Annotated in this window: 12 protein-coding genes and 1 pseudogene; 3 read left to right on the top strand and 10 right to left on the bottom strand. The window is 71.6% G+C overall.

All coding sequences use genetic code 11. The annotated features are described in order from the left end of the window. Positions 1-19: 19 nt before the first annotated feature. The 8 genes from gmk to pyrR form a co-directional block, all read right to left on the bottom strand. A complete protein-coding gene (gene gmk / locus QQA02_RS09390; protein ID WP_284775428.1) occupies positions 20-607 on the bottom strand; it encodes a guanylate kinase in 588 nt (195 codons plus the stop codon). Between the two features lie 3 nt (positions 608-610). Beyond that, the gene (mihF, locus tag QQA02_RS09385; protein WP_075663753.1) at positions 611-931 is read right to left on the bottom strand and encodes an integration host factor, actinobacterial type; all 321 of its coding nucleotides are present in this window, start codon (positions 929-931) and stop codon (positions 611-613) included. Between the two features lie 275 nt (positions 932-1,206). Continuing rightward, the gene (gene pyrF, locus QQA02_RS09380; RefSeq protein ID WP_284775426.1) at positions 1,207-2,073 is read right to left on the bottom strand and encodes an orotidine-5'-phosphate decarboxylase; all 867 of its coding nucleotides are present in this window, start codon (positions 2,071-2,073) and stop codon (positions 1,207-1,209) included. Beyond that, positions 2,070-5,441 (bottom strand): carbamoyl-phosphate synthase large subunit, encoded by a 3,372-nt coding sequence (gene carB / locus QQA02_RS09375; protein WP_284775424.1) that lies wholly within the window; start codon positions 5,439-5,441, stop codon positions 2,070-2,072. Before carB ends, pyrF begins: the two co-directional genes overlap by 4 nt. Further along, positions 5,441-6,625, bottom strand: coding sequence for a glutamine-hydrolyzing carbamoyl-phosphate synthase small subunit (gene carA / locus QQA02_RS09370; RefSeq protein WP_284775422.1), 1,185 nt, complete (start codon positions 6,623-6,625; stop codon positions 5,441-5,443). The genes carB and carA overlap by 1 nt, the downstream gene beginning before the upstream one ends. Before the next feature lie 88 nt (positions 6,626-6,713). Beyond that, entirely contained in the window at positions 6,714-8,108 is a 1,395-nt protein-coding gene (locus QQA02_RS09365; RefSeq protein WP_284775419.1) for a dihydroorotase, read from the bottom strand. A gap of 1 nt (position 8,109) precedes the next feature. After that, positions 8,110-9,090 (bottom strand): aspartate carbamoyltransferase catalytic subunit, encoded by a 981-nt coding sequence (locus QQA02_RS09360; RefSeq protein ID WP_284864194.1) that lies wholly within the window; start codon positions 9,088-9,090, stop codon positions 8,110-8,112. After that, positions 9,087-9,671: a bifunctional pyr operon transcriptional regulator/uracil phosphoribosyltransferase PyrR gene (gene pyrR / locus QQA02_RS09355; protein WP_284775412.1), complete on the bottom strand. Its 585-nt coding sequence runs from the start codon at positions 9,669-9,671 to the stop codon at positions 9,087-9,089. Before pyrR ends, QQA02_RS09360 begins: the two co-directional genes overlap by 4 nt. A gap of 169 nt (positions 9,672-9,840) precedes the next feature. Between pyrR and QQA02_RS09350 the strand changes: the two genes are divergently transcribed. From QQA02_RS09350 to QQA02_RS09340, 3 genes are read left to right on the top strand one after another with little or no spacing between them, the layout of a single operon-like run. Next, positions 9,841-11,298 carry a TIGR01777 family oxidoreductase gene (locus tag QQA02_RS09350; RefSeq protein WP_284775410.1) on the top strand — a complete coding sequence of 486 codons (1,458 nt, stop codon included), beginning with the start codon at positions 9,841-9,843 and terminating at the stop codon, positions 11,296-11,298. A 47-nt stretch (positions 11,299-11,345) separates the two neighbouring features. Continuing rightward, positions 11,346-11,888, top strand: a complete 543-nt coding sequence (locus QQA02_RS09345) for a YbjN domain-containing protein (RefSeq protein WP_284775408.1) — start codon at positions 11,346-11,348, stop codon at positions 11,886-11,888. Beyond that, positions 11,885-12,352, top strand: coding sequence for a hypothetical protein (locus QQA02_RS09340; RefSeq protein ID WP_284775405.1), 468 nt, complete (start codon positions 11,885-11,887; stop codon positions 12,350-12,352). The genes QQA02_RS09345 and QQA02_RS09340 overlap by 4 nt, the downstream gene beginning before the upstream one ends. Before the next feature lie 313 nt (positions 12,353-12,665). Here QQA02_RS09340 and nusB read toward each other — a convergent pair. Both nusB and efp read right to left on the bottom strand, forming a co-directional pair. Further along, a pseudogene (nusB, locus tag QQA02_RS09335) lies at positions 12,666-13,223 on the bottom strand (transcription antitermination factor NusB); the annotation flags it as partial. A 16-nt stretch (positions 13,224-13,239) separates the two neighbouring features. Next, positions 13,240-13,803, bottom strand: a complete 564-nt coding sequence (efp, locus tag QQA02_RS09330; RefSeq protein ID WP_075663744.1) for an elongation factor P — start codon at positions 13,801-13,803, stop codon at positions 13,240-13,242. Between the last annotated feature and the right edge of the window lie 138 nt (positions 13,804-13,941).

Genomic DNA, 13,941 nt, shown 5'->3' with positions numbered 1-13,941 from the left:
CGCGGCTCCGCTCAGCAGGTCACTGCCGCGGAGCCTGATCCTCTCCACGCAGGATAGCACTGATCTCCGCGAAAGCCCGCTCCACGTCGTCGTTGACCACGACGCGGTCGAACTCGTCGCGCGCGGCCAGCTCGGTGCGCGCGGTCTCGAGGCGGCGGGCGACGACGTCCTCCGGCTCGGTACCGCGGCCGGTCAGCCGCTTGACGAGCTCGTCCCAGCTCGGCGGGGCCAGGAACACCGTGACCGCCTCCGGCATCAGGGACTTGATGCTGCGCGCGCCGGCCAGGTCGACCTCGACCAGGACCGGACGGCCCTGCGCCAGGGACTCGCGCACCGGCGACGCGGGGGTGCCGGAACGCTGCAGGCCGCCGTGGATCTCGGCCCACTCCAGCATCTCGCCGGAGTCGATGTGTCCCTGGAAGTCCTCCGGGGTGACGAAGAAGTAGTCCTCGCCGTCGACCTCGCCCGGACGCGGTGCGCGGGTGGTCATCGAGACGCTGAAGTACAGGTCCGCGATGCGCTCCCGCAGGAGGTGGACCAGCGTGGACTTGCCCACGGCCGAGGGGCCGGCCAGCACGACGAGCCGGCCGCCGGTTTCACCTGTCATGATCTACTCGGCGAAGCCGAAGCGCTCGAGCAGCGCACGACGCTGACGCTCACCCAGGCCGCGCAGACGGCGGGTCGGGGCGATCTCGAGCTCCTCCATGATCTCCTTGGCCTTGACCTTGCCGACCTTCGGCAGAGCCTCGAGCAGGGCGGAGACCTTCGTCTTGCCGACGATCTCGTCGTCCTGGGCCTGGTCCAGGACCTCCTTGAGCGTGATGTCGCCGCGCTTGAGCTTCTCCTTGAGCTCGGCACGGGCCTTGCGGGCCTCAGCGGCCTTGGCGAGAGCCGCCTTACGCTGCTCGTCGGTCAACTTCGGAAGGGCCACGGGGTTCCTCCAGTTTCATAGTCGGATGGTTATGCGGCGTTCCGGATCTCTCCGTCACAACCGTCTTACACCGGCACCTCCGCGGGGAGGCTCAGGCCTTCCCGCGCCGCGGAATTGCACCGCTATGGTCCGATGACGTGCGGTAAGTCTAGCACCGACTGTCTCGGTGTCGATCTTGACCGGCCGTTCGCGTCGCTCCCGGCCGATGGACGTCGCGACCGGTGCTCTCGCACCGGCCGCGGCGGGCGGTACCCAAAAGTACCAGGTGGGTCGCGCTACGTGTCCAGCGACGCGGGGGAAAACTCCGCGACGGCCGCGCGCAGCGCCTCCACCGAGGGGCCCGCGGACAGGATCGCCCGCGAGACGTTCGGCCAGGCGCGCGACGCCGCGACACCGGCGACGCGCTCGGCGGCGGCGATGCTCGCGCCCTGCGCGCCCACACCGGGCAGCAGCACCGGGCCGCTGAATCCGGCCAGGTCAGGACCCTCGGCGAGCGTGGCGCCGACCACGACGCCGCAGGTGGCGCCGGGGTGCTCGGCGGCCAGCCTCTCGGTGGCGTTGACTACACGCTGGGCCAGGGTCAGCCCGTCCTGGTCGACGGTGCGCTGCACCTCGGCGGCCTCCGGGTTGGAGGTCGCCGCGAGGATGAACACACCGGCGTGGTGCTCGGCGGCGGCCTCGGCGGCCGGCGCCAGGGAGCCCACACCCAGGTACGGCGAGACGGTCACGGCGTCGACACGCAGGGCCGAGCCCTCACCGAGCCACGCGTCGGCGTAACCGGCCATCGTCGAGCCGATGTCGCCGCGCTTGGCGTCGGCCAGGGTGAGCGTGCCGGCCTCGCGGAAGCCCGCCAGGGTCTCCTCGAGGACGCGCAGGCCCGCCGAGCCGTGGCGCTCGTAGAACGCCACCTGGGGCTTGACCAGGCCGACGCGGCCCGCGAAGGCCTCCACGCAGCGCGCGGAGAACGCGGCCAGACCGTCGACGTCGTCGTCGAGGCCCCAGTCGTGCAGCAGGCGCGCGTGCGGGTCCACGCCCACGCACAGCCGCCCGAAGCGCTCCCCCGCCGCGGCCAGGCGCGCGCCGAAGGTGGCGTGCGTACCTGCGGCCGGGGCGGCCGGAGAGGTCCCGGAATCGACGGTCACAGCTTCTCACCGCCCTCGGCGACGAACTTCGCCACCGGGGTGTGCTCGAGCTGCTGCAGCGGGCGCACGGTCAGCCCGCCGGCGCGCAGGGCTTCGATGCCCTGCACGGCCGCGACGGTGCCCTGCACCGTGGTCACCAGCGGCACGCCGGAGTGCACGGCCGCGGCGCGGATGTCGTAGCCGTCGTGGCGCGCGCCGGCGGAGCCGGCCGGGGTGTTGAGGATCAGGTCCACCTCGCCGTCGATGATGCGGTCGACGATGGAGCGGCCCTCGGCGCCCTCGCGCACCTCGGAGGCCTTGAGCACGGTCTCGCAGTCCACGCCGTTGCGGCGCAGCATCTGCGCGGTGCCGTGCGTGGCCATGATGGTGAAGTCCAGGCCGGCCAGGCGCTGGATCGGGAGGATCAGGGTCCGCTTGTCCTGGTTGGCCACGGAGACGAACACCGTGCCCTCCACGGGCAGCTCGCCGAAGGCGGCGTCCTCGGCCTTGGCGTAGGCGGTTCCGAAGTCGCCGGCCAGGCCCATGACCTCACCGGTGGACTTCATCTCCGGGCTGAGTAGGGTGTCCAGCATCTCGCCCTCGGGGGTGCGGAAGCGGTTGAACGGCAGGACCGCCTCCTTGACCGCGATCGGGGCGGCCAGCGGCAGCGAGCCACCGTCGTAGGACTCCGGGATCATGCCCTCGCCGCGCAGGTCGGCCAGGGTCGCGCCCATCATGATGCGGGCGGCGGCCTTGGCCAGGTGCACGCCGGTGGCCTTCGAGACGAAGGGCACCGTGCGCGAGGCGCGCGGGTTGGCCTCGATGACGTAGAGGGTGTTGTCCTTGAGCGCGAACTGGACGTTCATCAGGCCCTTGACGCCGATGCCGTGGGCCAGCGCGGCCGTCGAGCGGCGCACGTTGTCGATGTCCTGCGGTCCCAGGGTCATCGGCGGCAGCGCACAGGCCGAGTCGCCGGAGTGGATGCCGGCCTCCTCGATGTGCTCCATGACGCCGGCCAGGTAGACCTCCTCGCCGTCGCACAGGGCGTCGACGTCAATCTCGATGGCGTTGTCCAGGAAGCGGTCGACGAGCACCGGGTGGTCCGAGCTGAGCTCGGTGGCGCGCTCGATGTAGCCCTCGAGGCTCTGCTCGTCGTAGACGATCTCCATGCCGCGCCCGCCCAGCACGTAGCTGGGGCGCACGAGCACCGGGTAGCCGATGCCGGCGGCGACGTCGCGGGCCTCCTCGAAGGTGGTCGCGGTGCCGTACTCCGGGGCCGGCAGCTGTGCCTCGGCGAGCACGCGGCCGAACTCGCCGCGGTCCTCGGCGTTGTTGATCGACTCCGGGGTGGTGCCCACCACGGGCAGGCCCTCGGCCTTGAGCGCCTCGGCGAGGCCCAGCGGGGTCTGCCCGCCGAGCTGGACGATCACGCCGGCGACGGTGCCGGAGGCGGCCTCGGCGTGGTAGACCTCGAGGACGTCCTCGAGGGTCAGCGGCTCGAAGTAGAGGCGGTCGGCGGTGTCGTAGTCGGTGGAGACGGTCTCCGGGTTGCAGTTGACCATCACCGTCTCGTAGCCGACGCGGGAGAGCTCGAGGGCGGCGTGGACGCAGGAGTAGTCGAACTCGATGCCCTGGCCGATGCGGTTCGGGCCCGAGCCGAGGATGATGACCTTCTTCTTCTCGGTCTGCGGGCGGACCTCGCTCTCGGCCTCGGGGTCGAGCTCGTAGGCCGAGTAGTGGTACGGGGTGCGCGCCTCGAACTCGGCGGCGCAGGTGTCCACGGTCTTGTAGACCGGGCGGATGCCCAGCGAGTGGCGCAGGCGGCGCACTCCGGTCTCGCCGGCGAACTCCGGGCGCAGCGCGGCGATCTGGGCGTCGGACAGGCCGAAGACCTTCGCGCGGCGCAGCAGGACGGAGTCGAGCACCGGCGCCTCGAGGACCTCGGTGCGGAAGGCGACGAGCTGCTCGAGCTCGGCGAGGAACCAGGGGTCGATGCCGCTGGCCTCGTGGACCTCGGCGACGCTCGCACCCAGGCGCAGGGCCAGCTCGGCGTCGTACATGCGGCCCTCGGTGGGACGCTTGAGGTCCTCGAGCACGGCCTTGACGTCGTGGGCGCGCTCGCCGGCGAAGGACTCGTCGGGGGCGGTCCAGAAGCCGGCCGGCTTCTGCTCGAGCGAGCGCATGACCTTGTTCAGGCCGCTGATGTAGTTGCGGCCGATGCCCATGGCCTCGCCGACGGACTTCATCGTGGTCGTCAGGGTGTCGTCGGCGCCGGGGAACTTCGCGAAGGCGAAGCGCGGGGCCTTGACGATGACGTAGTCCAGGGTCGGCTCGAAGGCCGCCGGGGTAACGCCGGTGATGTCGTTGGTGATCTCGTCGAGGGTGTAGCCGATGGCCAGCTTCGCGGCGATCTTGGCGATCGGGAAGCCGGTGGCCTTCGACGCCAGCGCCGAGGAGCGCGACACACGCGGGTTCATCTCGATGGTGATCAGGCGGCCGTCCTCGGGGTTGAGGGCGAACTGGATGTTGCAGCCGCCGGTGTCCACGCCGACGGCGCGGATGATGGCGATGCCCTGGTCACGCATCTTCTGGTACTCGCGGTCCGTCAGCGTCATCGCCGGGGCCACGGTCACGGAGTCGCCGGTGTGCACGCCGAGGGCGTCGACGTTCTCGATGGAGGCGATGACCACGACGTTGTCGTCGCCGTCGCGCATCAGCTCCAGCTCGTACTCCTTCCAGCCGAGGATGGACTCCTCGATGAGCACGTTGGCCTCGGGGCTGGCGGCCAGGCCGTCGCCGGCGATGCGCTCGAGGTCCTCGTGGGTGTAGGCCAGGCCGGAGCCCAGCCCGCCCATGGTGAAGGAGGGGCGCACGACCACGGGCAGGCCGAGGTCCTCGACGACCTCGTAGACCTCGTCCATGGTGTGGCAGACCGCGGAGCGGGCGGACTCGCCGCCGATGGAGGCGACGATGTCCTTGAACTTCTGGCGGTCCTCGCCGCGCTCGATGGCGTCGATGTCGGCGCCGATCAGCTCGGCGCCGTACTTCTCCAGGATGCCGAGGCGGTCGAGCTGGATCGCGGCGTTCAGGGCGGTCTGGCCGCCCAGCGTGGCCAACACCGCGTCGATCGGGTGGCCCTCCTCGGCCTCCTTGGCGAAGACCTTCTCGATGTACTCGGGCTTGATCGGCTCGACGTAGGTGTGGTCGGCGAACTCCGGGTCGGTCATGATCGTCGCCGGGTTCGAGTTGACCAGGGTGACCCGCAGGCCCTCCTGCCGCAGTACGCGGCAGGCCTGGGTGCCGGAGTAGTCGAACTCGCAGGCCTGGCCGATGACGATCGGCCCGGAGCCGATGACCAGGACATGGCTGATGTCGTTGCGCTTGGGCATTACTTGGTGTCCTCCCGGTCGTTGTCGCCGCGGTTGGGCGAGTGCTTCTCCATCAGTTCGACGAAGCGGTCGAACATCTCGCCGGCGTCGTGCGGGCCGGCGGCGGCCTCCGGGTGGTACTGCACGGAGAAGGCCATGCCGTCGGCGAGGGCGACACCCTCGACGCAGTCGTCGTTGAGGCAGGTGTGGGTCACCCGCGCCGGCCCGAACTCGGAGTCGAACTCCTGGCCCGGCTCGCCCTTGAGGGCGAAGCCGTGGTTCTGCGAGGTGATGTGGATGCGCCCGGTGTCGTGGTTGATCACCGGCACATTCAGGCCGCGGTGGCCGAACTTCAGCTTGTAGGTCTCCAGGCCGAGCGCGCGGCCCAGGATCTGGTTGCCGAAGCAGATGCCGAACAGCGGAACGTGCGCGCGGATGACGTCGCGGGTGACCTCGACCATCTCGTCGGCGGTCGCCGGGTCGCCCGGGCCGTTCGAGATGAACACGCCGTCGGCGTGGTACTTCTCGATGTCCTTATAGGGGGTGTTGGCCGGCACGACGACGGTGTGCACGCCGCGGCGTGCCAGGTGGCGCGGGGTGTTGGACTTGATGCCCATGTCATAGGCGACGACGGTGAAGCGCTCCTCGCCCTCGGCGGGCACCTCGTAGACCTCGTCGGTGGAGACCTCGCGGGCCAGGTCCGCGCCGGCCATCGCCGGCTGGGAGCGGACCTTGTCCACGAGCTCCTCGCGCGGGGCCTCGGCGTCGGCGCCGGAGAAGATGCCGGCGGCGATCGAGCCGTGGTTGCGCAGGTGGCGCACCAGCGAACGGGTGTCCACACCGCGGATGCCGACCACGCCCTGCTCGACCATCGCCTCCTCAAGGGTGCCGGAGGAGCGCCAGCTCGACACGGTGGCCGAGAGGTCGCGAATGACCAGGCCGGCGACCCAGATGCGGTCGCCGCGGGACTCGTCGTCCTCGTCGTTCCAGCCGGTATTACCGATCTGCGGGGCCGTCGTCGCCACGATCTGGCGGTGGTAGGACGGGTCGGTCATGGTCTCCTGGTAGCCGGTCATGCCGGTGGTGAAGACCGCCTCGCCGAGGGTGGTGCCGGTGGCCCCGAAGGGCACGCCGGTGAACACCCGGCCGTCGGCGAGGACGAGCACGGCCCTGCCGGGTCGCGCGGTGGTGTGCGGTTGCGTCACGGTGTCGCCTTTCAGTTGGTTCGTCTCGGTCGGCCGGCTCAACCCGGCCGGCGTCAATTCAGTGTCGGAGTCTGCGTCCGTCGCCGGTTCAGGCATCGGCCTCGGCCGCCAGCGAGTGGGTGACCTTGCCGCGCAGGACGGTGGCGGTCACCCGGGCGTCGAACTCGAGGCCCTCGTACGGGGTGTTCTCGGACTTGGCGGCCAGGTCCTCGCCGCGCACCGTCCAGGGGCGGTGCGGGTCGACGACGGTCAGGTTCGCCGGCTCGCCGACGGCCACGGGGCGGCCGTGGCCGGGAAGGCGCACGATCTCGGCGGGCCGCTCGCTCATCACACGGGCGACGAAGCGCCAGTCGGCCCGGCCGGTGGCCACGAAGAGCTTGGCCACCACGGCCAGCGAGGTCTCCAGGCCGAGCATGCCGGGCAGGGCGTGCTCGAAGTCGCAGCACTTCTCCTCGGAGCCGTGCGGGGCGTGGTCGGTGGCCACGCAGTCGACGGTGCCGTCGAGCAGCGCCTCGCGCAGGACCTCGGTGTCGTCCTTCTCGCGCAGCGGCGGGTTGACGCGGTAGCGGCCGTCGTAGCCGGTGATCAGCTCGTCGGTGAGCATCAGGTGGTGCGGGGTGACCTCGGCGGTGACCGCGATGTCGTGGTCCTTGGCCCAGCGCAGCAGCTCGACGGTGCCGCGCGTGGAGGCGTGGCAGACGTGCAGGCGGTTGCCGTAGTCGCGCGCCAGCAGGGCGTCGCGGATGACCACGGACTCCTCGGCGGTGCGCGGCCGGCCGACCAGGCCGAGGCGTCCGGAGACCTCGCCCTCGTTGGCGGTGCCGTCCTCGACCAGGCGCGGGTCCTCGGCGTGCTGGGCCAGCAGCACGTCCAGGCCGCGGGCGTACTCGAGGGCGCGGCGCATGATCAGCGGGTTGTCCACGCACACGCCGTCGTCGGAGAACATGCGGACCTTGGCGTCCGAGCGGGCCATCATGCCGTACTCGGTGATCTTCTCGCCCTTGAGGCCCTGGGTGATCGAGCCGACCGGGTGGACGTCGCACAGGCCCACGGCCTGGCCCTTGGCCCACACGCTCTCGGCGATGGTCGGCTGGTCGGTCACCGGCTTCGTGTTCGCCATGGTGAACACGGCGGTGAAGCCGCCGCGGGCGGCGGCCCGCGAGCCGGTCTCGATGGTCTCGGTGTCCTCGCGGCCGGGCTCGCGCAGGTGGACGTGCATGTCCACCAGGCCGGGCAGCAGCACTCCCCCGTCGCCCTCGAGCACCTCGTCGGCGGTCTGGTCGGCCGGCGCGTCGAGGGAGGCGATCACGGCGTCCTCGACGAGCACATTGACCGGCTCGCCCTCGCCGTAGGGGCGCACGTCGCGGATCAGCAGGCTGCCGGCGGGGTGGGTCGCCAGCCGGCCCGTGGCCGGCCAGTCAGCCGGCGCACCCGCGCCGGCCTGCGCGACGTCGTCAATCTTGTTCGCGGTGTTCTCACTCATCTCAGGCCTCGGCGCTTTCGGTGGTGGACGGACCGGCGGTGGCCGCGGCAACGTCGCCGCCGTGGGAAAGAAGGGTGTGCAGGACGGCCATGCGCACGTGCACGCCGTTGTGGACCTGCTGCAGGACCGCGGTGTGCGGGGCGTCGGCCACGGCGTAGTTGATCTCCATACCGCGCAGCATCGGGCCGGGGTGCATGACGATCGCGGTGTCCTTCATGCGCGCGGCGCGCTCCTTGGACAGGCCGTAGAGGGCCGCGTACTCGCGGTGCGAGGGGAAGAAGCCGCCGTGCATGCGCTCGGCCTGCACGCGCAGCATCATCACCACGTCGGCCTTGGCCACCTCGGCGTCGAAGTCGTAAGAGACCTCGACCGGCCAGTTCTCCACCGCCACGGGCAGCAGGGTCGGCGGGGCGACCAGGACGACCTGGGCGCCGAGCTTCGTCAGCAGGTCCACGTTGGAGCGGACCACGCGCGAGTGCAGGCAGTCGCCGACGATGGCGACGCGCAGGCCCTCGACGTGGCCGAGGCGCTGGCGCATGGTCACCGCGTCCAGCAGCGCCTGGGTGGGGTGCTGGTGGCGGCCGTCGCCGGCGTTGATGACGTGGGTGGCGCGCCCCTCGGCGTCGAGCTGGTCGGCCAGGTGGCGGGCCGCGCCCGAGGAGGGGTGGCGGATGATGATCGCGTCGGCGCCGACGGCGGTGATCGTCTCACCGGTGTCCTTGAGCGACTCGCCCTTGGCCACCGACGAGGAACTCGCCGAGATGTTGATGACGTCGGCGCTCATCCACTTGCCCGCGGTCTCGAAGGAGGACCGGGTGCGCGTGGAGTTCTCGTAGAACAGGGTGAACACGGTGCGCCCGCGCAGGGTGGGCAGCTTCTTGATCTCGCGGCCCTCGAGCGCGCGGCGGAAGTTGTCCGCCTCGTCCATCAGGCCGATGATCTCCTCGCGGCTCAGGTCCGCGATGTCCAGCAGGTGCTTCATGCGTTTTCGCCTCCCCGGCGAATCAGGTGGACCGCGTCGGTGCCGTCGATCTCGGCGAGGGTGACGGTGACGTCCTCCTCGCGGGCGGTGGGCAGGTTCTTGCCCACGTAGTCGGCCCGGATGGGCAGTTCGCGGTGGCCGCGGTCAACCAGCACGGCCAGCTGGATCCGGCTCGGGCGGCCCTCGTCGCGCAACGCGTCGAGCGCGGCGCGGACGGTGCGCCCGGAGAACAGGACGTCGTCGACGAGCACCACGGTGGTGCCGTCCACGCCCTCCTTGGGCAGCGTCGTGGGCTTGAGCGCGCGGTGCGGGCGACGGTAGATGTCGTCGCGGTAGAGCGTGGTGTCGAGGGCGCCGGCGAAGACCTCCACCCCCGAGAACTCGTGGATCGCGGCGGCCAGTCGCTTGGCCAGCGGCACCCCTCCCGAGGGGATACCGAGCAGGATCACCCTGCCGGTGTCGTCCGCGTCCAGTGCTGTCTTCTCGATGATCTGGTGCGCGATGCGCGCGACGGTGCGGCCGACCTGGTCTGCGTCGAGAATTTCGACGGACTCGTCGGCGCGCTGCGGCCTCTCGCTCATCGTGACCTCCTTCCCCGCCTCTCGGTGCGGTCCTTAAAGGATGTCCCCCGGCTCGGATAGACTCGCGGACCGGAGATGGAATTTGCCTACAGGCGGCCCTCACTTTACACCAGCCGCCGCGGCGGACCGTCCCCGGTGACCTTGTCCGCTCCCCCGAAAGTCGTGCGCCGTGAGCCTGACCACCAGACATCTCGTCCCCGCCGACCGTGCGGCCGTGTGGCGCTGGCACACCCGTTCGGGTGCGGTCGAACGCCTCACCCCGCCGTTCCTGCCGATGACGCCGCTGACCCAGGCCTCCTCGCTCGCGGACGGCACCACGGTCTTCGGCCTGCCGGCGGGCCTGCGCTGGGAGGCACGCCACGACCTGGCGGGCTTTCAGACGGGCCGCAGCTTCGTCGACGTCTGCGTCTCCGCGCCCGTGCGCGCGCTCACCCAGTGGCGCCACGTGCACCGCTTCGCCGACGCGCCCGAGGGCAACACCCGCATCACCGACGAGGTCACCACCCGCGTGCCCGCGCGCAGCCTCGCGCCGGCCTTCGCCTACCGCCAGCACCAGCTCGTCGCCGACCTGCAGGCGCTGCGCCGCCTCGCCGCCGTCGCGCATGGCGGGGCTTCCGGCGAGACTGCCAGAGAGATTGACGACGCCGCGCCGGCCGGCGTCGCCGGTTCCCGCGCCGTGGGCGCGGGTGCGGGCGCAGGGCGCCCGCTGGACCTGCCGGAGATCACGGTCGCGGTCACCGGCGCCAGCGGCACCGTCGGCCGGGCGCTCACCGCCCAGCTGGGCACCGGCGGGGTGCGCGTGGTCCGGCTGGTGCGCGGCGAGGCCGGCGACGGCGAGCGCCACTGGGACCCCACCGACCCGGACGCCCACCTGCTCGACGACGTCGACGCCCTGGTCCACCTGGCCGGCGAGCCGATCATGGGCCGCTTCACCGACGCCCACAAGGCCAAGCTGCGCGACTCGCGCATCGCGCCGACCCGCAGGCTCGCCGAGCTGGTCGCGGACTCCGGGCGCTGCACGGTGATGGTCTGCGCCTCCGCGGTCGGCTGGTACGGCGCCGACCGCGGCGACGAGATCCTCGGCGAGGACGCCGAACCCGGCGACGGGTTCCTGGCCGGCCTGTGCGCCGAGTGGGAGGAGGCCTGCGCCCCGGCGCGGGAGGCCGGAAAGCGCGTGGTCAACGTGCGCACCGGCCTGGTGCTCTCGGGCGGGGCGGGTATCCTGCCGCTCTACCGGACACTCTTCAACACCGGGCTGGGCGGCGCGCTCGGCGACGGCACCGCCTGGCTGCCGTGGATCGCGCTCGACGACCTCAGCGACATCTACGTGCGCGCGATCGTCGACGCCGCGCTGGCCGGCCCCGTCAACGCCGGCGCGCCCTCGCCGGTGCGCGCCGCCGACTTCGCCAAGGCGCTCGGCCGCGAGATGCACCGGCCGTCGGCCTTCCCGGTGCCCGGCTTCGGCCCGGCGCTGCTGCTCGGGCGCGAGGGCGCCGAGGAGCTCGCCCTGGCCGACCAGCGCGTGGTGCCCGCCCGCCTCGAAGCCGCCGGCCACACCTTCCGTTACACCGGGCTGGCCGAGGCGCTGGCCCACGAGCTCGGCGGCGAGGAGCTGGCGGACGCTTAAGTCCCCTCCGCCCTCGGCGCTCGAGCCCTCGCGTACCCTGGGGCGGCGTGAGCGAACAAGTAACTGAGACCCCCACCCCGGTCGGGCCCGACCGCATCGAGGCCGCGCTCCAGGCGATCGGCCTCGAGTACGAGGTCCGCGACCACACCTCGGACCCGGAGAAGAGCCGCATCGTCACCGGCTTCGTCGACACGGCCGTCGCCTTCGTCGTCGACGGCGGCGAGCTGCGCGCCGAGGGCTACTGGCGCGGCGAGGTGCCCGCCGCCCGCGCCGGCTCCATCCTCGAGGTCACCCGCACGATGAACGAGCGCAACTTCGTGCCCGTCCTCTTCGTCACCGAGGGCTCCGAGGACGACCGCCTGGCCGTGTGCGCCCGCGCCCGCCAGACCGTCGGTGAGGGCCTGACCGACGAGCAGATCCGCGACTTCCTCGTCTACTACCTGCGCCAGACCATCGACACCTTCGCCAAGCTGGCCCAGGCCTTCCCCGAGGTCGTCGACTGGGAGGACCCGCACCTCGCGCACGTCGAGGCCGAGGCCGCCGCGGCCGCCGGGCAGCCGGCGGGCGAGAACGAGGAGGACCCCAAGTGAGCTTCGACAACACCACCCTGAACCCGGTCGACCGCCAGCGCATCGCGGAGACGCTGCTCTCCCTCGGCGAGGCGCCTGCCCCGGAGGGCGACAAGGGTGTGACCCTGATCCACGACGCCCAGCGCATCCACGTCCTCGTGCTCGAGACCGTGGTCATCGTCGCCTGCGAGCACGCCGCGGAGGACCTCGAGGTCTCCGAGGCCGAGCCGCTGGCGCTGGCCGCCAACCGCTTCATCTCCGGGACGTTCTCGGCGAAGGCCGTGGTGCGCCGCACGCCGCCGGACGCGCAGAACCCGGAGGCCGGTCCGGTGACCACGCTGCGCACTGAGGCGATGCTCATCGCCTCTCCCGGCGTCACCGACGCCCAGCTGGCCGACGCGCTGCCGAGGATGATTGCCGAGGTCACCGCCGCCCAGGACGAGGTGGTCAAGGACGCCGGCGCGATCATGCGCGCCACGAGCTAGGAGACCCCGGGCCCGGAATGAGAAAGACCCCGTCGCGGCGGGGTCTTTTCACGTCTTCGGAAGGCGCTCGGCGTCAGTGCGCGGTGCCGGGCTCGTGCTCCTCGCCGGCGGGCGCGGCGGCGTTGACGCCGGTGGCCTGGCCGGAGCACGGATAGGCGGAGCCGGCGTGGTGGGGTTCGACGCCCTCGACGCCGACGGCCTCGATGCCGGTGTCCATGCGGACCTCGCCGAAGGGGCCGGTGGTCTCGCCGGTCTTGGCATCGCCCGCCCCGCCGACGGTCTCGCCGTCGGCGGTCTCGTCCGCGACGTCCGGATCCCCGGCGGCGTCGGCGTCAGCCGGCGCCGCATCCTCGTCGGCCGCCTCATCAGCTGCGGCGGCGTCAGCCGGCGCAGTGCCGGCCGCCGCGGCGGCACGCAGCTCCTCGCGGTTGTGCGCGACGTCGTCAAGCAGTGCGTTGATGTACGGGCCGGCGGCGTCGGTGGAGTACTCGCTGGCCAGCTCGACGCCCTGGGCGACGGCGGCCGGCACGGGCACGTCCTCGTTGAACAGCAGCTCCCAGACGGCCATGCGCAGGATCGCGCGGTCGACCGCGGGGATGCGCTCGAAGTCCCAGTCCTCGACGAGGTAACGCTCGATGGCGTCGTCCACGCCGTCGAGCTCCTCGGCCACGCCGGCGACGATCTGCCGGGTGTATTCGGAGACGGGGGCGACCTGGTTCTCCCGGTCGCGCGCCAGCTCGACCCGGTCCTCGACCACCGCCACGGGGTCGAGGTCGCGGGCCTCCGCCTCGAAGAGGATGTCCACGGCGCGGCGGCGGGCCTTGTACCGGCTGCCCCGACGGCGGAACTTGTCTACGCGTTCGCTGCTCACTGTGCTCTCGCCCGGACTAGTTGTTGACGCGGGAGAGGTACTCGCCGGAGCGGGTGTCCACCTTGAGCACGTTGCCGGTCTCGATGAACAGCGGCACCTGGATCTCGGCGCCGGTCTCGAGGGTGGCGGGCTTGGTGCCGCCGGTGGAGCGGTCGCCCTGCAGGCCCGGGTCGGTGTGCTCGACCTTGAGGTCGACGGAGACGGGCAGCTCGGCGAAGAGGGCCTCGCCATCGTGGAAGGAGACCTGGACGCGCATGTTCTCCAGCAGGAAGCGGGCGGCGTCGCCGAACTTGTCCGGGGTCAGCTCGTACTGCTCGTAGGTCTTGTCGTCCATGACGACGTAGGCGGAGCCGTCGAAGTACAGGTAGGTCATGTCGCGGCGGTCCACGGTGGCCGTCTCGACCTTCACACCGGCGTTCCACGTCTTGTCGATGGTCTTGCCGGAGACGACGTCCTTGAGCTTGGTGCGCACGAAGGCCGGGCCCTTGCCGGGCTTGACGTGCTGGAACTCGATGATCTGCTGCAGCTTGCCATCGACCTTGAGGACAAGGCCGTTCTTGAAGTCGGCGGTGGTTGCCACTGAGGGACTCTCCTGACGTGACGGTGTGATATCGGTTTTCGGACTCGAGACAGCTTACACCACGGCCTCCGGACCGGGTCCCGGCCGGGGCGGTGGGCGCGGCACCGCGCGTTCGTGGGCGCGGGCGCGGGCGGCGGC

It is taken from the genome of Corynebacterium sp. MSK006 (genome assembly GCF_030232385.1).
GTDB classification, from domain to species: Bacteria; Actinomycetota; Actinomycetes; order Mycobacteriales; family Mycobacteriaceae; genus Corynebacterium; species Corynebacterium frankenforstense_A.
Note: the sequence above shows the minus strand (reverse complement) of the source record. Positions and strands in the feature narration are given on the sequence as shown.

Excerpts from the sequence above, each read along its gene's own strand:
- gmk (WP_284775428.1), bottom strand. The coding sequence starts at position 607 with ATGACAGGTGAAACCGGCGGCCGGCTCGTCGTGCTGGCCGGCCCCTCG.
- carB (WP_284775424.1), bottom strand. The coding sequence starts at position 5,441 with ATGCCCAAGCGCAACGACATCAGCCATGTCCTGGTCATCGGCTCCGGG.
- QQA02_RS09365 (WP_284775419.1), bottom strand. The coding sequence starts at position 8,108 with ATGAGTGAGAACACCGCGAACAAGATTGACGACGTCGCGCAGGCCGGC.
- QQA02_RS09360 (WP_284864194.1), bottom strand. The coding sequence starts at position 9,090 with ATGAAGCACCTGCTGGACATCGCGGACCTGAGCCGCGAGGAGATCATC.
- pyrR (WP_284775412.1), bottom strand. The coding sequence starts at position 9,671 with ATGAGCGAGAGGCCGCAGCGCGCCGACGAGTCCGTCGAAATTCTCGAC.